Here is a 16,366-nt window from a genome sequence, read left to right on the forward strand (position 1 = left end):
AGCAAAATGCGCATCGGCAACGACATCATGCAACCCGGCTTCTGGCGCCGCTTCCTTTCGGGAGTGTTGCCGGTTGCTGTTGCGGCAGCTGCATTGTGTATGTCGTTGACCGCAGCGTCTGCGCACGCGGATGTCTACGGCTACATCGACGCCGACGGCATGGCGCACGTGTCGACGGAGAAGCTCGATGACCGCTATCAGTTGTTCATGCGTGGCGACGCCACCTTCGACTCGGACAAAATCGCAAAAGGAATCCCCGGCGTTGACGTGAAACAGAACATGTCCTCGCCGCTGATGAAGCTGATGCTGCAACATCCGAATCTGAAAAAGTATGAAGCCATGCTGGATCAGAGCGCGAAAGAATTTTCAGTCGAGCCGGCGTTGCTGAAAGCCATCATGGCAGCGGAATCCGGTTTCAACCCGACCGCCGTCTCACCCAAGGGCGCCATCGGTCTGATGCAGATCATGCCGGAGACCGCCGAGCGTTATGGCGTCCAGGGCGATCGCCGCAAGACTATCCAGCAAAAGCTGACCGATCCGAAGATCAACATCCGTCTGGCCGCGCGTTATCTGCGCGACTTGCAGGTACTTTTCCCAAAACGGCTGGAACTGGCGATTGCCTCCTACAATGCCGGCGAACGCGCCGTGCAAAAGTACAACAATCAGATCCCGCCCTATCCGGAAACACGCAATTACGTGCAACTGGTGGCGCAGTTTTATCGTCTATACCAGCCGGGCGGCAGCGCCGCCAATAATGCAGGCAATGCCGGTGATAACGTGGAAAAGCCGCGCCGCATTGAAATCATTTTGCCGGGCCGCCGCAGCATGCCGCCACCGACTTCCATCGAATAATTCACACAACGACATCAACGCAACCCAGCCACATGACTGAACAAGCCAATCTGTTTGAACAAGCCGCGCCATCCGACGGCGAATCGCTGACGCTGTCGACCTTCGCCGAGCGTGCCTATCTCGACTACGCCATTTCGGTGGTCAAGGGACGCGCCCTGCCCGACGTGGCCGACGGCCAGAAACCCGTGCAGCGCCGCATCCTGTACGCGATGAACGAACTCGGCCTGAACGCCACCGCCAAGCCGCGCAAATCGGCAGCCGTGGTTGGCGACGTGCTCGGTAAGCTGCACCCGCACGGCGACCAGTCGGTGTACGACGCGCTGGTGCGCATGGCGCAGGACTTTTCGCTGCGCTATCCGCTGATCGATGGTCAGGGCAACTTCGGCTCGCGCGATGGCGACGGTGCTGCGGCGATGCGATACACAGAAGCCCGCCTGACGCCGATCAGCAAGCTGCTGCTCGATGAAATCGACATGGGTACGGTCGATTTCCAGCCGAACTATGACGGCTCGACCGAAGAACCGAAGCTGCTGCCGGCACGCCTGCCCTTCCTGCTGCTGAACGGCGCATCAGGCATCGCGGTCGGCATGGCGACTGAAATCCCGTCGCATAACCTGCGTGAAGTCGCGCGCGCTGCCGTGGCGATGATCCGCAATCCCAAGATCACCCACGAAGAACTGATGACGCACATCACCGGCCCCGATTTCCCGGGCGGCGGTCAGATCATCACGCCGTCGTCGACCATCGCCGAGATGTATCAAAGCGGCCGCGGCAGCCTCAAGGTGCGTGCACGCTGGAAGATCGAAGACATGGCGCGTGGCCAGTGGCAGGCGGTCATCACCGAATTGCCTCCAGGCGTGTCGTCGCAGAAGGTGCTGGAAGAAGTCGAAGAACTGACCAATCCCAAGATCAAGCTCGGCAAGAAAACCCTCACGCCGGAACAGCAGGCGCAAAAGCAAAGCATCCTGGCGATGCTGGATGCGGTGCGCGACGAATCGGGCCGCGAAGCAGCAGTGCGCCTGGTATTCGAACCGAAGTCCAAGAACCAGGACCAGACCGAATTCATGAACACGCTGCTGGCCCAGACTTCCCTGGAAACCAGCTCATCGATCAACCTCGTGATGATCGGCGGCGATGGCCGTCCGCGCCAGAAGGGTCTCGGCGACATCCTCAGCGAATGGATCAGCTTCCGCTTCGCCACCATCACGCGCCGGACACAATTCAAGCTGCAAAAAGTCGAGGACCGCATCCACATCCTCGAAGGCCGTGAAGCGATCCTGCTCAACATCGACAAGGTCATCAAGATCATCCGCGAATCGGATGAGCCGAAGCCGGCGCTGATTGAAGCTTTCAAGCTGTCGGACCGCCAGGCCGAAGACATCCTGGAAATCCGTCTGCGCCAACTGGCGCGTCTGGAAACCATCAAGATCCAGCAAGAACTGGCCGAACTGCGCAACGAGAAGTCAACGCTGCAAGACCTGCTGGAAAATCCATCGTCGATGAAGCGACTGGTCATCAAGGAAATCGAAGCCGACGACAAGCAATTCGGCGATGACCGCCGCACCGTCATCGAAGAGGCCGAAAAAGCCGTGGTCGAGCAAAAGATCATCGACGAACCGGTCACTGTCATCATTTCGCAAAAGGGCTGGGTGCGCGCACGCAGTGGCCACGGCCACGACGCGACGCAATTCACCTTCAAGGCCGGCGACGGCCTGTACGGCGCTTTCGAGTGCCGCACCGTCGACAACCTGCTGGGCTTCGGCTCCAACGGCCGCATCTACACGGTTGGCGTCAACTCCCTGCCAAACGCGCGCGGCGACGGCGTACCGATCACGACACTGGTCGACCTCGGCAGCGGCAACAACCTGCTGCACTACTTCGCAGGCCCGGTCGATACGCAAATGCTGCTGGCGTCCGACGCCGGTTATGGCTTCACGGCCAAGCTTGGTGACATGCTCAGCCGCGTCAAGGGCGGCAAGGCCTTCATCACGCTGGATGAAGGGGATCTGCCACTGGCGCCGCGTCCAATGCCGACCGGCGCCAGCGCGATTGCCTGCCTGTCGGGACAAGGACGCCTGCTGGTGTTCGGTCTGGATGAAATCAAGACTTTGTCGAGCGGTGGCCGCGGCGTAATCCTGATGGAACTGGAAAAGAATGAAAAACTGCTGGCCGCGCAAGCCATCACCCAAAAGGGTGTACTGGTCTCCGGCACCGGCCGTGGCGGCAAGGCACAGGAAGTTTCACTATCGGCAGTAGCACTGGGTCTGCATATCGGCAAGCGCGCACGCAAGGGCAAGGCGCTGGAATCCAAACTGAAGGCGACGGCACTGGCAGCGATTGGCTGAAGTCAGGTCGACCTCAATAAGCCGCGCCGCAGAATAAATATTCTGCGGCGCGCAACGAGAATCCCACCTCATCTGCAGCAAAAAACTTGTCAAAAATGAAACTTGACTGACTTCACCGAGTCCATCTGTTATGCCATTCCCGGCATGGTCAAGGAGGACATGGTGCATTCACGCTACAACATGCTGCTCGCAGCCCCGCTGCTGCTCTTCGCACTTCCCGCGTACGTCAACGCAGCACCGTTGCAAAATTTTCTCTACACCGGGTCGGACGACCTGAACAAAATCGAAGCACTGATCAAACGCGCCGATATCGGGGGCGTGCAAATCGTCTATAGCTGGAGTTCTCTGGAAAAAGAAAAAGATCGCTACGATTTCGCACAAATTGAGAAGGATCTGGCGTACCTCAATGGGTTGAACAAAAAACTGTTCATTCAAATCCAGGATCGTTTCTTCGATCCCCGCCACAAGCATGTTCCACTCTACTTGCAAACCGATCCGATTTATCGGGGTGGCCTCGTCGAGCAGTATGACAATCCCGGCGAGAACAAACCTGTGGCCTCAGGATGGGTCGCGCAGCAATGGAATCCCGCTGTACGACAACGTTACCAGCAGCTTTTGCTGGCGCTGGCAACACGCTTCGACGGCCGGGTGATGGGAGTCAATCTGCCGGAGACGGCAATTGACCCAAAAACCAAACGGGATAAAACCGGATTCAGTTGCGAAAAATACTTCAACGCGGAAGTGGAAAATCTCAGCTTCGCCAGGAAAGTATTCAAACAATCCTATGTTGTGCAATACGTGAATTTCTGGCCGTGCGAATGGGACAACGATCATCAGTACATGTCACGCCTGTTTGCCTTGGCCGAAAAAGAAAAAGTCGGCCTCGGCGGTCCCGACATCATTCCGAACAAAAAATCGCATATGAAAAACGCGTATCCGTTTTTTCATCAATACAAAGGGAAACTCGCACTCGTGGCCATGGCCGTGCAAGAGCCCACCTTGACCTACACCAATCCGCAAACCAGAAAGCCGTTCACACGCGAAGAGTTTTCTGATTATGCGAAGAGCTATCTCGGCGTAGACATCATTTTTTGGAGTACCTCGTCGCCCTGGCTGATGCAAGACAAGACAACAACGAATCGATAGAACATTGGCCTGACGTAAATGAAAAGGGATGTCGTATTGAACGACATCCCTTTTCTATGAATCAGTCAACTACTGCAAATGAACTATCGACCGATCTGATGCCCGATGACGCCGCCCACTGCCGCACCACCCGCGGTACCGATACCGCTGCCGCCTGTCAGCACTGCACCGGCTACTGCGCCGATACCCGCACCTACTGCGGTGTTTTTGTCGCGACGCGACATATTGCTGCAGCCGCTCAGCACTGTCAGAGCACATACCGTGATGGAGATGACTGTAATTTTATGAATTGTTCTCATGATGACGCCTCTGTAAAAAATAGGGATGCTGCAACGAAAGCCGGTTGCTGAATGTCCTGTATGAACAGGACATTTTTTAGACGCATTATTCCCGAATAGTTTCGAGTGTCAGTTAGTTGTAAACAATCTCTTACAGTTGTTACAAGCACGAGCGACGACCGCAAAATTTCCTGGCTGAATGCATTACACCTGCTGGCGCGCCGGTGCCCGCGACATGCCCGATACCATCAGCAACAAAGCCAGCACGCAAGCGACAGCACCCGCCAGGAAGGCCGACCCATAGCCAAAGAAACCGATCAGCACGCCCACGACCGGGCCGGTCAGTCCTGCCGCCAGATCAATGAAAGCCATGAAGGTCGCGACGGCCAAACCACGTGAGTGGGCCGGTACGCGCGCCATGGCTTGCACGCCCATCGAGGGAAACACCAGCGAGAAACCGATGCCTGTCAGGAGCGTGCCAAGCCCCGCCATGATCGGATCATGTGATTGCCACAACAGCAATTGGCCGATCAGTTCGATCGCCACCGAGACGGCGCCGACCTTGGCGCCGCCGATGCGATCCGGCAGATGCGCAAAGAACAAACGCACACCAACATAACCAGCCGAGAAGCCAAGGATCGCAATCCCAGCACCCGACCAGTTGTTGGTGGCATAGAGCAGCACCAGGAAGCTGGTGATGATCGCAAAAGGCATCGCACTCAAGGCCAATGCCAGACCGAAGCGCCAGATCAGGCGCAACACTTCCGACATCGCCACCCCACCGCCCTTGCTGCCGAGCGCAGGCAAACCGCGCAACGTCGCCGCAATGGCCAGGCCGACCATCGGCAACAACATCGTGGTCAGCGCCACGCCGGTGAAACCGAAGCGCTGCTGGATGGCGATACCGACCGGTGCGCCCAGCCCCAGGGCGGCAAACATGGCAATGCCCTGCCACGCCATCACCTTGCCGGTGCGTTGCATACCGACGCGGCCGATGCCCCATGTCATGGTGCCGGTCAGGAACAGGCTTTCCGCCGGCCCCATCAGCAAACGACCGACGAAGAGCACGACAAGACTGGTGCCCGCATCCGCAATCATGGTCGAGGCCAGATACAGCAAACCGGCGACAGAAGCCATCGGCAAGCCGATCGACACCGCGCGTTTGGAACCATGACGATCACAATACGAACCTGAAAATTTGCGCGAAAAGATGGTCGAGAAAGATTGAATGCCCACCACCCAGCCGACCGTCAACGCGCTGAAGCCGAGCACGCCATTGACGTGCAGAGGCAAGGCCGGCAACGGAATACCGATGCAGAGAAAACTGGTGAAGACGATGGCGACCAAAGGCAGCAGGCCGCCGCTGGCGGTCTCGGTGGATGCATCCGTGGATTTGTTGGTTGTTGTGGTCATGATGTTATTGATCCCATGTAGAGGTGAACGAACAAGCGAACGAACGCATACCACGCAAGGTGGCGGCTGACTTGTCGTCGAGGGAAAATGATGCAGCGATTACCGTGACTGCGGCGGCAGTAAAAACTGCTGCAGAAGGTACTGATGTGGGCAAGGTAAGCCCGCCCGAGGGAAGTAAGTGTGTCGTCAATTTTTCACCATAGCGTTATACACGTGCGCGGCGACCTGAATCGCTGCCTGAAACCTTCAGGCACGGCACGTGAATGACGCGTTGGTTGACGTTAACGCTTACGTAACGAGGCAGGAGGCTTGTGAGAGAAAACTAATTCGAAGCCGATTTAGCTTACCTCACGAAGTTCTGTTTCGTTATTTGCGGCCGATTATACAGAATAGTTTTTATTCTTGTCTAATCTGCGGGAACCTTGTTGCCTGCTTCACAAGACATGCGACAAGGCATGCGACAAGGCATGCGTAAACGACAAAGCCCGCGCAAGGCGGGCTTTGTCAGACGTCGGCATGAACAATCACCGACGCTGCTTCTACAGCTGGAACAGCTACTTCTACAGCGGTACAACAACTTCTGCTGCAACTACTCAACTACTTCTACAGCTACTGGTACAACAGGTACAGATACACCGGGTACTTCTACAGCAACATCAACTACTCAGAGACTTTAACTACGCGCGGCAATCAGGCCGCGGTGCGTTCCAGGCGATGCACATTGTCGGCGTTGATTTCGATCTTGCGCGGCTTCAGTGCTTCAGGTACTTCGCGCACCAGTTCGATGCTCAGCAGACCGTTTTCCATCTGTGCGCCGACGACCTTGATATGGTTCGCGAGCTGGAAGCGTTGTTCAAAATCACGTGCTGCGATACCGCGATGCAGGAAGGTCGGCGAGCCTTCTTCCTTCTGTTTGCGACCAACAATTTTCAGTGTGTCGTTTTCAGCTTCGATGTCGATTTCAGCGTTGCTGAAACCGGCCACGGCCATGGTAATCCGGTATTTGTCGTCGGCAACCAGTTCGATGTTGTACGGTGGATAGCTCGGTTGCGAATCCGCGCGCTGCGCGTTGTCAAACAGTTGAGCCAGGCGATCGAAACCGATTGCGGAGCGATAGAGTGGGGAGAAATCGTAAGTACGCATAACAGTATCCTTTTGAAAAAGAAGCGATAGATAAACAAGAAACAAGCGCGAACCTCCATTGAGCATTCGCTAGACCGCGGGAAACTTCCCGCTGCCTTGTTACCGATATACGACCAGACTTTTTCTTTTCAAGAGGTTTTTTATCAAGCTTTTTTCAGCAATGTTTTTTGCGTTTTTTTTAACAATGCCTCTTGTTTTACCGACCGTCGTTTTTCATTGCCGCAACCACCGTGCGCAAAACTGCCTGCGCCCGACTGTCCCGCACATTGGTATGCAACATCACTTGCGCAAGAGGCAAAGACGGCAGCTTCATGCTCTTGCCGACATCGATGGCGCCGGCCGGTTTAACGCGATAGAGCAACGCCGTCACCGCCAGCCCCGCCGTCACTGCAGCCGCGACGGCATGCACGCCACCGCCGATAAATACTTCCTTCCAGGAAATGCCGGCATCTTCCAGGCGCCGGACCGCCAACTCACGGACGCCGCAGGTATGCGAGAACGTTGCCAGCCGAAGCGGCTCGTTCGCGCGAGGTTGCCAGTGCGGTGCCGCGAACCAGCCCATGCGTTCTTCCTGGATCAGTTCGCCATCGCTGCGCTCGCCATCACGGCGCACGATGACGGCATCCAGTTCGCCGCGGTCGTACATGACGAGCAAATCGCGCGAAGCGCCGATACGCACCTCGACGATCACGCCGGGATCAAAGGCATTGACTTGGGCCAGAACCGCAGGAAAACCATCACCAGCGACGTGATCGCTGACGCCAAGACTGAGACGCGCCGTCGAGTTCTCAATGCGCCCCAGCGCCCTCTCATGGGCTGCCAGCAAGCCGCGTGCAGCATCAAGGAAACCGATGCCGTCCGACGATAAGCGAACCTGGCGCGGCGTACGCTCGAGCAGGCGGCGGCCGAGCCTGTCCTCCAGCCTCTTCAGCTTGAGGCTGATGGCGGATTGCGTCGTGTATAAGGCCTCCGCTGCGCGTGTGAAACTTTGCAAATCAGCAACAAGGACAAAAGCCTGGACGGCGTCAAGATCAAGCGGGCGTTGGGTCGGTTCCATTTTTGGGCGTATTTTGATTACTCATGATTCACGGCCAATCATTTCAATTCAATATCATTGAAATACTTTTTGATGTATTTTTAAAATGATACGCTTGTTCTAAGATGCTTGCATACCCACTGCAATTCACCTGTGGCTTACCGTTGAAACACCGTTGACCCACCCTCTTTGAAGGAGAACATCATGCCTTTTGTCCGAGTCCATATTCGCCGCGGCGAAACCCGCGAATACCGCAAAGCCATTCTCGATAATATCTACGAAGCGATGCTGGAAACTTTCAATGTCCCCAAGGATGACAAGTTCATGGTCGTGGACGAATACGATCCGGACAATTTCGTGTTCGATAAAACGTATCTGAACATCGCGCGCAGCGACAAATTCGTGCTGATCCAGATCACGGCCAACAACACGCGCACCATCGACCAAAAGAAGGCGCTCTACGCGCGCATAGTCGAGCGCCTGGGGGAAGACCCGGGAATACGCTCTGAAGATGTCTTCATCAGTCTGGTGGAAGTGCTGAAAGAAAACTGGTCCTTCGGTAATGGCCTCGCGCAGTACGCGCTGTAAGCAGAATCAACAGCAAAGGCACCTGAAGCGCCGTAGCCTGATAGCATGGCAGGTCTGAATAACCTGCCACGCATATCCATACTCATTCATGCCTTCTTCCTCGTCGAATAACTCGAACAGCGCGAACAGATCATCCCCCGGGCGCAAGCGTCTGCGCAATATTGCTTTGATTCTCGTGCTCATCAGCGCCGGCTGCGCGGCAGCAAGCAAGTACTACGATCCTGACAAACCCAATCGCACGCCGTCGGGCTTCCGCAATAACTATCCGCAAGAGCCGCGCGCCTCGCTGCTGAAATGGCAATGGGAACGCATCACGCAAGGCGTACCGAAAGCACCGGCCAATAACTATCAGTTCCCGATGGCCACGCCCGAGATCGCCTGGCTGCAATCCAGCAAGACGACGCCGAGCGTGACCTGGATCAGCCATGCAACAGCATTGCTGCAGATCGACGGCATGAACGTCATCACCGACCCGATGTTTTCTGATCGCGCCTCGCCCTTCAGCTTCGTCGGCCCCAAGCGCAAAGTACCGCTCAACATCACGCTGACGCAATTGCCGCACATTGACGTGGTGGTGATTTCGCATAACCACTACGACCATCTGGATCAGGCCAGTGTTGAACAATTGAATAAACAGGCCGGCGGGCCGCCCTTGTTTCTGGTGCCGCTGGGTGTGAAGGATTGGATGGCGGGCGTGGGTATCACCAATGTGCGGGAGCTGGATTGGTGGGACAAGACGGTCGTGGGCAAACTCGACATCCATTTCGTCCCGGCGCAACATTGGTCGGCACGGGGATTGATGGATCGCTCAGAGACCTTGTGGGGAGGCTGGGTGATCAAGACCGGTGAAGGTGCAGCGCATCCGTTCTCGGTCTTTTTTGCCGGCGACACGGGTTATTCAAAGGATTTTCAAGACATCGGCCGCCGGTTCGGCGGCTTCGATCTGGCGCTGATTCCCATCGGTGCCTATGCACCACGCTGGTTCATGAAGGGCCAACACGTCGATCCTGAAGAAGCCGTGCAGATTCACAAGGACGTGCATGCGAAACGTTCCATCGGCATCCATTGGGGCACGTTCGAACTGGCGGATGAGTCACTTGACGAGCCGCCAAAATTGCTCGCAGAAGCGGCGAAAAACGCGGGGTTGCCCGAAGGTGAATTTACGGTGCTAAAGCACGGTGAAACACTCAAGCTGGATTAAGTAAGAGACGGAGGTCTAGATTTACTGCGGATATGGCAGCGGTCAACGCTGCCGGCAATGATGTAACTATTCAGTCAGAGGTGGTCTTTGAGAGAGCACATCCAAAGCCGCTTTCGCTTCTGAACAACTCCACTCCTCCCTCCCCGCGCTCTGCATTGAGCACCGACAAGCGAGACTTACCACAAGGTTTAAGCGTCCCGCTCCACGCGATTGCGGCCGCCGTGTTTGGCTTTATACAAGGCGGCGTCTGCACGTGCGTAAGCATCTTCAAAATCGGCGCCGACGTCGCTCCAGGAGATACCGAAGCTGGATGTCACCGGGCGTGACGGCAGGCAGGGAAAGACTTCCTGCACGATGGCGAGACGGATTTCTTCTGCGATGACCACCGCTGCATCGAGCGATACGCCGGGCAGCAGGATGGTGAATTCCTCGCCACCGACGCGGCCGATTTCGCCTTCGCCGTTGAGGGTGTTACGCAAGCGGTTTACCAGTTCGCGGATAACGGCGTCGCCGGTTGGGTGGCCGAATTCGTCGTTGATGCGTTTGAAAAAATCGATGTCGAGGACGACGAGGGACAGCGAGGTTTTCTTGAGGAAGTGATGTGCGCGTTCGAAGATGGCGCCACGGTTGAGCGCGCCGGTGAGGTTGTCGTGCCTGGCTTTGTAGTCTAGCTCATCAGTGAGTTGTTGCAGTTTGGAGTTGAGCTGATTGAGTTCGCGCTCGGTGCGGTCGCTGCGGGCAATCAGGCGGCGGCTTTCGCGCATGAGGCGGCCGTAGCTTTTTACCAGTTCTTCCAGGGCTTGCCGATATTGCTCGGGCTCGTCAGCGCCGCTGGCCACGACTTGCGTGGCGCGGGTGAGAACTGCGGTCTCGGCTTCAAAGAGGTCGACGTCGCTCATTCGCTTTTTACTGCCTGATCGTGGAAAACAAGATTGGGGAAGTCTTCGCTCAGCTCCTGGCCGAACTCGAAGATGGTGTCGTCTTCTTCGTCGTGGTACCAGTTGAGGATGACTTCGGTGCCGGACTTGGCTTTTTCATTCAGCGTGCCGAACAGCGAGAACAACATCTTGGTGCTGGAGCTGTTGAAGTAGGCCAGCGCCACGTTGACCGTGATGCTTGTGCCTGCAGTTTCCTGCTCCAGAAACTGGCGCAGCACGGCGATGATGTCGCCCCAGAACTGCGCGGCGTTTTCCGGATAGGACTCCCCTTTCAGCGAGAGCTTGCGCTCGTCGAAACGAAAATCGACTTCAGGGGAACTGGCACTGGCCGCGATAAATAAGTTATCCATATTTACATTCTTTATTCAAACAAACCACGAGGAACATCTCTTCCGCCATCACGCTGCCACATTCGACAACGCACGGCATGGCGGGTCAGATCGTCGCTCTTAAATAAAACATTGAGGTGCCGTCGGCTGCCGGCGGCGAGAATTCAAACTCCAGCGGCTCGCTGGCATCGCGCGCCATCGTCAGGAAACCGAGGCCGGCGCCTTTGCTGTCGGGCGGCGTCTCGGAGCGCAGCATCTCCTTATACTCCAATTTGATTTCGTCGATGGTGAGCGAGCGCAGATGCTCCAGCTTCTCGCGCAGTTTTTCGGCGACGACGGCGTTGACCGGATTGGAGCAATGCAGGTAGTAGCGCTCGTTGGTCAGCGAGATGAAGACTGCGCCGTGACGCATGCCGGCTTCCGCGATGCCTTCCTTGTCATACGAATCGGCTGAGTAATGCACGATGTTTTGTGTCATCTCGATAAAGGACGAAAACAACTTGCGGCGTGTGACAGCGACCGCCCCGGTGTGCTCGGCACGCAGTTTGACGGCATCGGCCATGGCGGCAATGATCGTTTGCGAAAAATACCCGACGTAGTAAAAGATCACGTCGCGCCGCTCGACGCATCGGTGAAAATCATCCCACTGCTGTTGAATCCCGTTCATAGGTATCTGCACTCTACTTCTACTTGCTGTTAATCGATCCGCGCAGGCGGAAACTGAAAAAGGTCAGGTCATCGCGGCGACGCTGCTGGCCCTGGTAGTTCTTTTGTTCTTCCATGATCTTCTTGCCGAATTCGGCCATGGGCAGATCACGGCTGGCGCGCATGGCGTTGCGCAGGCGCTGCTTGCCGAAGGCGATATTCTTCGGACCGCCGATCTGGTCGATGATGCCGTCGGTGGCGGTCATGACGACCGCGCCTTCGCTCAGTTGCACGCTGCGGTTGCTCCACTTCATGTCGTCAGGCGTATCGATGTAGCCGAGGCCGGTGCGCGCACCGTCGAAGGTCTGCACTTCTTCCGCACCGGGCAGGAGCACCAGCAATGGCATCTTGGCGCTGGCGTAGGTCAGGCTGTCGGTGGCGGCTTCAAACCAGAAGAAGCAGGCATCCATGCCATCGTCGGATTCGGAACGCTGCTCTGCCGTGGCGTGCTGGCCGAGGACGCTCTTCATGCTGCGATTGACCTCGCCCATGACGCGTGCGGGATCGTGCGGACCGTGCTGTTCCAACGCTTGCTTGAGGGATGACGACGCGATCAGCGTCAAGAAGGCGCCGGGCACGCCGTGCCCCGTACAGTCAGCGACGGCGGCAAACCAGCCGTCGGCATAGCGTTCGAAATGGTAGAAGTCGCCGCCGACCACGTCGCGCGGCTCCCAGATCAGGCAGGCATCGGCCAGCGCTTGCGACATGGCCGTGCGCGAGGCGCTCAGCATGGCCCGCTGGATGACGCTGGCGTAGTCGATGCTTTGCATGACCTGGCGATTTTTTTCTGCCTGCAGCGAGACCATCATGCGCATCAGATCCAGGCCGGAGCCGAGGCCGGCGAACTTGCCCTGGTTGACGATCATGAAGCCGTCCGCCAATGTCTTGTCGCCGGATTCCACCGCCAGCGCGCCAAGCGTCTCAATGGAGGTGTCGACTTCGACGATGAGCGGGTCTTTGTCCATGAAGGCGATACAGCTCTTCTTTTCGTAGAGCTCGCGGTGGTAGGGCTTGGACATCTGCGACATGAAGATATTGCGGCTGATGAGCCCGATCGGGTGGCCGTTCTCCAGCACCGGCAGGCTGATCAGCTCGCGATGGCGTCCGAATACCTCCAACACCTTGGCGTTGTTCTCTTCGAAGGTGACTGCGGGTACGCTCACCGCCAACGCGCTGGCTGTCGGTTGTTGCAAATGACGCCCTGCCATCGGCGCAAGGCTAAAATCGGTGTCCACGTGATCCCTGTCCCTGTTAACTGCAAAACAGCAAATTGTTGTTTAACCAGCAATTTTAGTTAACTAGTGTGACAGCGATATGACGCTCTCAACATCCAGGCGGGACGGGCGATACAGGCGGCCTGCGGTCTGATTTCCTTCAAAACAAACTACTTCCTGACGCTCATCCGGTATGCGGTAGTCTGCCGGTAGACCTGGCCCGGCCGCAAGATGACGGCTTCCCGCTCAGGCGTGTTGACCTGATCCGGATAGGCTTGCGCTTCCAGACAAAAGCCATCGTGGATGGCATAGGGTTGCATCGCACGCCCCTGCACGCCTTTGAGAAAATTGCCGCTGTAGAACTGCAGGCCGTTCTCGGTAGTCGAGACGGTCAGCTCACGCCCTGAACCCGGATCGTAGACCGTCGCCACGTCGCGCAGCGGCTGGACCTTGCGTCCCGGCTCCTCGACAACATCGTTTTCCCGGCGCAGGCAATAGCAGTGGTCGAAGCCACCGGCCACGCTGAGCTGTTCGTCGGGCCATGCCAGACGCGGGCCAATCGGTGCAGGCTGGCGGAAGTCGAAGGCGCTGCCGGCCACGTTGGCGGCTTTTTCAGGAATCAGTCTGCGGTCGACTTGCAGGTAAGCGTCGGCATCGATGGAGAGGATGTGGTCGCAGATGTCGCCGGCACCGCCGTTGAGGTTGAAGTAGCCGTGCGAGGTCAGGTTGATCGGCGTGGGTGCATCGGTCGTGGCGGTGTAGTCGATGCGCAACTGGCCGTCGTCATCCAGCCGGTACAACACCGAGGTCAGCACGTTGCCGGGAAACCCCGCCGCGCCGTCCGGTGACGCCAGCGTCATCCTCAGGCCTTCCGGATCGGTCTGCACCTGCCACGGCATCAGGTGAAATCCGCCCTTCCCGCCGTGCAGATGATTGTCGCCTTCATTGCGGTCGATCTGATAATCGACGCCATCCAGCGTGAACCGGCCGTTGGCAATGCGATTGCCCCAGCGTCCGATCACGCCGCCGAAGAAAGCCGGATTGGCGAGATAACCGTCGCAGTCCGGATAACCGAGCAGGACGTCGGCTTCGCGGCCGTAACGGTCAGGCACCCACCACGAGATCAGCGTGGCGCCGCGGTCGCTGATGACGACGCGCATGTCGTGTGCATTGCGCAAGGTGTAGAGGGTGATGCCATGGTCGGCGGGAGCGCTGGTGATTGTGAAATGTGTCATCGTCTGAAAAATTGGCGATGGATTGAATGCCTCAATCCATTCGTTTGATTGCTTATGCGTTCGTCTATGCGTTTGTCTACTTGTTCCTGCCCTGCTTACACGTTGTGTTCTCTCAATATCGATGCAGCAGCGGGAGATTTCTTCCTTGGGAGTGCAACCGGTGGCGGCGCATCAGCGGCCATCTGCTCCTGATATTCCCGTGGCGTGCATCCGAGTTCGCGCTTGAACACGGCGTGCATGTATTGCACTGAGGTGAAGCCGCAACTGACGGCGATGTCGGCGACATTGCTGTCGGCCTGTTGCAGCAAGCGCTTGGCGGCATCCAGTTTGAAACGCAGTATCTCGTCATGCACGCTGCGCCCCAGTTCGCGGCGGAAGTACCATTCCAGCGAGGAGCGCGAGATGCCGACATAGTCGGCCACCTGCTCTGTCTTGATGCCCTGGCAGGCGTATTGGCGAATGAAATGCATGGCCTGCATCACGTGGGGATGATTGCGTGCTTCGTGCCGGCTCGATGCCAGCACGTTGATGCCGGCCGGCGGTACCAGGATGCGCGTGTCGGCAAAGCGTGCGCCATGCAGCATCTGGTGCAGCAGATGCGCCGCCGTACGCCCCATCTCGACCGTTCCCTGAATCACCGAACTCAATGGCACCCGCGTCAGGATGCGCGCCAGCGGATCGTTGTCGATACCGATCAGCGCCACTTGCTCGGGCACCGCAATGCCTGCGCACAAACAGGCCTGCAACAACTGGCGGGCGCGTGCATCAGTCACGGCAATGATGCCGATCGGCTTGGGCAGGCTGCGCACCCAGGCGATCTGCTGCTCGACGGCGGTATCCCAGGATGGCGCGCTGGTGCCGACGCCGCGATAGATATGTCCCTGAATACCGTCGCGCTGCATCAGCGCTTCGAAGGCTTTTTCGCGCTCCTGAGCCCAGCGATTGACGTCGGCCTTGGGCAGGCTGAAGCAGGCAAAATTTTGCAGCCCGGCTTCGATCAGATGATCGTAGGCGAGCTTCACCAGTTTGAAATTGTCGGTCGCAACGTAGGGAATAGCTTGCGGATAGTCGGCAGCGTCGGCATAGGAGCCGCCAACGGCCACCACCGGCAGGTGTACTCCCGCGAGGGCTTCGCACGTGGCGGGGTCATCGAAGTCGGCGATGATGCCGTGACCTTGCCAGCGCTCGATGCCTTGCAGGCGGCAGCGAAAGTCTTCCTCCAGGTACAAGTCCCACGAGGCGCGTGTGCTGGTGAGGTATTCGCCGATGCCGGCGATGATGTCGCGATCGAATATCTTGTTGCCGTTGAACAGTAGCGCGATGCGATGCACGGTCGGTACTCTTGTCACTTCATAGTCTCCTGATACCCCAACTGCCTTGCCTCACCGACCAACAGGACGGCGACGGCTTCCTCCAACGATCAGCATTTTTTGATTGACGTTTTGATTAACAAAATGCCATCTATTTTTTTATGACTTGCTTTGGGTTGCTCTGTGTTGCTGGACTTATTCAGCGCCATCAATTGTAACGACGCGTCAGGCTGGCGTCAGTCCAAATACCGCTTTGTGCAACTGCAATAGAAAGAATCGCTATCCCGGTTGGTGAATTTCGTAATTGTAGACGCCTGTCGCTGGTTGCTAGTATGGCCCCACATCAAAACCAGCAGGGATCTTCTGCAAGGAAATGATGGCAGAGCAGCAAATGAAAGCAAATGAGCAGCAGATGAGCGGAGCGCCTTCCCACCTGAGTTTGCAGGGCGGGACAACGAACCGCTTCATCCTCCCGGCCGGGCGGCGAACCACAAATCAAACCACGAAAAGTCGCCGGTAAAAAATGGAACGCCAGATTGACGCCGACCATGCACGGGAGCATTCCCCTTAAAAATCATAATGAAACTGGAGACCAGGCAATGAACGCAATCCTGAAAAAAAGTGTATTGGCAT

General features: G+C 57.2%; 15 protein-coding genes. 5 read left to right on the forward strand and 10 right to left on the reverse strand.

The genetic code is table 11. The features are described from left to right. The first annotated feature begins 6 nt into the window (after positions 1-6). From hmeg3_RS16430 to hmeg3_RS16440, 3 genes are all read left to right on the forward strand, one after another. Entirely contained in the window at positions 7-852 is an 846-nt protein-coding gene (locus hmeg3_RS16430; protein ID WP_232511685.1) for a lytic transglycosylase domain-containing protein, read from the forward strand. A gap of 32 nt (positions 853-884) precedes the next feature. Continuing rightward, on the forward strand, positions 885-3,197 hold the full coding sequence (gene parC / locus hmeg3_RS16435) for a DNA topoisomerase IV subunit A (RefSeq protein WP_094564675.1): 2,313 nt from the start codon (positions 885-887) through the stop codon (positions 3,195-3,197). Between the two features lie 318 nt (positions 3,198-3,515). Beyond that, on the forward strand, positions 3,516-4,343 hold the full coding sequence (locus hmeg3_RS16440) for a hypothetical protein (protein ID WP_232511686.1): 828 nt from the start codon (positions 3,516-3,518) through the stop codon (positions 4,341-4,343). An 83-nt stretch (positions 4,344-4,426) separates the two neighbouring features. On the opposite strand, the gene hmeg3_RS16445 is transcribed toward hmeg3_RS16440, so the two are convergent. The 4 genes from hmeg3_RS16445 to hmeg3_RS16460 all read right to left on the reverse strand — a co-directional run bounded on the left by hmeg3_RS16445 (position 4,427) and on the right by hmeg3_RS16460 (position 8,234). Further along, complete coding sequence (locus hmeg3_RS16445; RefSeq protein WP_094564676.1) at positions 4,427-4,642, reverse strand: glycine zipper 2TM domain-containing protein; 216 nt, start codon at positions 4,640-4,642, stop codon at positions 4,427-4,429. Between the two features lie 183 nt (positions 4,643-4,825). Continuing rightward, positions 4,826-6,034 carry an MFS transporter gene (locus tag hmeg3_RS16450; protein WP_094564677.1) on the reverse strand — a complete coding sequence of 403 codons (1,209 nt, stop codon included), beginning with the start codon at positions 6,032-6,034 and terminating at the stop codon, positions 4,826-4,828. 690 nt (positions 6,035-6,724) lie between these two features. Further along, positions 6,725-7,177, reverse strand: a complete 453-nt coding sequence (locus hmeg3_RS16455) for an Hsp20 family protein (protein ID WP_094564678.1) — start codon at positions 7,175-7,177, stop codon at positions 6,725-6,727. A 196-nt stretch (positions 7,178-7,373) separates the two neighbouring features. After that, the gene (locus hmeg3_RS16460) at positions 7,374-8,234 is read right to left on the reverse strand and encodes a LysR family transcriptional regulator (RefSeq protein ID WP_094564679.1); all 861 of its coding nucleotides are present in this window, start codon (positions 8,232-8,234) and stop codon (positions 7,374-7,376) included. Between the two features lie 183 nt (positions 8,235-8,417). Between hmeg3_RS16460 and hmeg3_RS16465 the strand changes: the two genes are divergently transcribed. Then, positions 8,418-8,801, forward strand: coding sequence for a tautomerase family protein (locus hmeg3_RS16465; RefSeq protein ID WP_094564680.1), 384 nt, complete (start codon positions 8,418-8,420; stop codon positions 8,799-8,801). 88 nt (positions 8,802-8,889) lie between these two features. Beyond that, a complete protein-coding gene (locus tag hmeg3_RS16470; RefSeq protein ID WP_094564681.1) occupies positions 8,890-10,002 on the forward strand; it encodes an MBL fold metallo-hydrolase in 1,113 nt (370 codons plus the stop codon). Between the two features lie 188 nt (positions 10,003-10,190). On the opposite strand, the gene hmeg3_RS16475 is transcribed toward hmeg3_RS16470, so the two are convergent. The 6 genes from hmeg3_RS16475 to hmeg3_RS16500 all read right to left on the reverse strand — a co-directional run bounded on the left by hmeg3_RS16475 (position 10,191) and on the right by hmeg3_RS16500 (position 15,772). After that, positions 10,191-10,901 (reverse strand): diguanylate cyclase, encoded by a 711-nt coding sequence (locus tag hmeg3_RS16475; protein WP_094564682.1) that lies wholly within the window; start codon positions 10,899-10,901, stop codon positions 10,191-10,193. After that, positions 10,898-11,290, reverse strand: coding sequence for a DUF1987 domain-containing protein (locus tag hmeg3_RS16480; protein WP_094564683.1), 393 nt, complete (start codon positions 11,288-11,290; stop codon positions 10,898-10,900). Before hmeg3_RS16480 ends, hmeg3_RS16475 begins: the two co-directional genes overlap by 4 nt. A gap of 85 nt (positions 11,291-11,375) precedes the next feature. Further along, positions 11,376-11,936, reverse strand: coding sequence for a SiaB family protein kinase (locus tag hmeg3_RS16485; RefSeq protein WP_094564684.1), 561 nt, complete (start codon positions 11,934-11,936; stop codon positions 11,376-11,378). A 19-nt stretch (positions 11,937-11,955) separates the two neighbouring features. Further along, positions 11,956-13,209, reverse strand: a complete 1,254-nt coding sequence (locus tag hmeg3_RS16490) for a SpoIIE family protein phosphatase (RefSeq protein WP_094564685.1) — start codon at positions 13,207-13,209, stop codon at positions 11,956-11,958. A 149-nt stretch (positions 13,210-13,358) separates the two neighbouring features. Then, positions 13,359-14,423, reverse strand: a complete 1,065-nt coding sequence (locus hmeg3_RS16495; protein ID WP_094564686.1) for an aldose epimerase family protein — start codon at positions 14,421-14,423, stop codon at positions 13,359-13,361. A 95-nt stretch (positions 14,424-14,518) separates the two neighbouring features. Next, positions 14,519-15,772, reverse strand: a complete 1,254-nt coding sequence (locus hmeg3_RS16500; protein ID WP_094564687.1) for a DNA-binding transcriptional regulator — start codon at positions 15,770-15,772, stop codon at positions 14,519-14,521. Positions 15,773-16,366: the final 594 nt, after the last annotated feature.

It is taken from the genome of Herbaspirillum sp. meg3 (genome assembly GCF_002257565.1).
Lineage (GTDB): Bacteria > Pseudomonadota > Gammaproteobacteria > Burkholderiales > Burkholderiaceae_D > Herbaspirillum.

What these genes read in the sequence shown, in the direction of transcription:
- hmeg3_RS16480 (WP_094564683.1), bottom strand. Translation starts at nt 11,290, where the DNA reads ATGGATAACTTATTTATCGCGGCCAGTGCCAGTTCCCCTGAAGTCGAT.
- hmeg3_RS16430 (WP_232511685.1), top strand. Translation starts at nt 7, where the DNA reads ATGCGCATCGGCAACGACATCATGCAACCCGGCTTCTGGCGCCGCTTC.
- parC (WP_094564675.1), top strand. Translation starts at nt 885, where the DNA reads ATGACTGAACAAGCCAATCTGTTTGAACAAGCCGCGCCATCCGACGGC.
- hmeg3_RS16495 (WP_094564686.1), bottom strand. Translation starts at nt 14,423, where the DNA reads ATGACACATTTCACAATCACCAGCGCTCCCGCCGACCATGGCATCACC.
- hmeg3_RS16485 (WP_094564684.1), bottom strand. Translation starts at nt 11,936, where the DNA reads ATGAACGGGATTCAACAGCAGTGGGATGATTTTCACCGATGCGTCGAG.
- hmeg3_RS16475 (WP_094564682.1), bottom strand. Translation starts at nt 10,901, where the DNA reads ATGAGCGACGTCGACCTCTTTGAAGCCGAGACCGCAGTTCTCACCCGC.
- hmeg3_RS16445 (WP_094564676.1), bottom strand. Translation starts at nt 4,642, where the DNA reads ATGAGAACAATTCATAAAATTACAGTCATCTCCATCACGGTATGTGCT.
- hmeg3_RS16455 (WP_094564678.1), bottom strand. Translation starts at nt 7,177, where the DNA reads ATGCGTACTTACGATTTCTCCCCACTCTATCGCTCCGCAATCGGTTTC.
- hmeg3_RS16460 (WP_094564679.1), bottom strand. Translation starts at nt 8,234, where the DNA reads ATGGAACCGACCCAACGCCCGCTTGATCTTGACGCCGTCCAGGCTTTT.
- hmeg3_RS16465 (WP_094564680.1), top strand. Translation starts at nt 8,418, where the DNA reads ATGCCTTTTGTCCGAGTCCATATTCGCCGCGGCGAAACCCGCGAATAC.
- hmeg3_RS16450 (WP_094564677.1), bottom strand. Translation starts at nt 6,034, where the DNA reads ATGACCACAACAACCAACAAATCCACGGATGCATCCACCGAGACCGCC.
- hmeg3_RS16470 (WP_094564681.1), top strand. Translation starts at nt 8,890, where the DNA reads ATGCCTTCTTCCTCGTCGAATAACTCGAACAGCGCGAACAGATCATCC.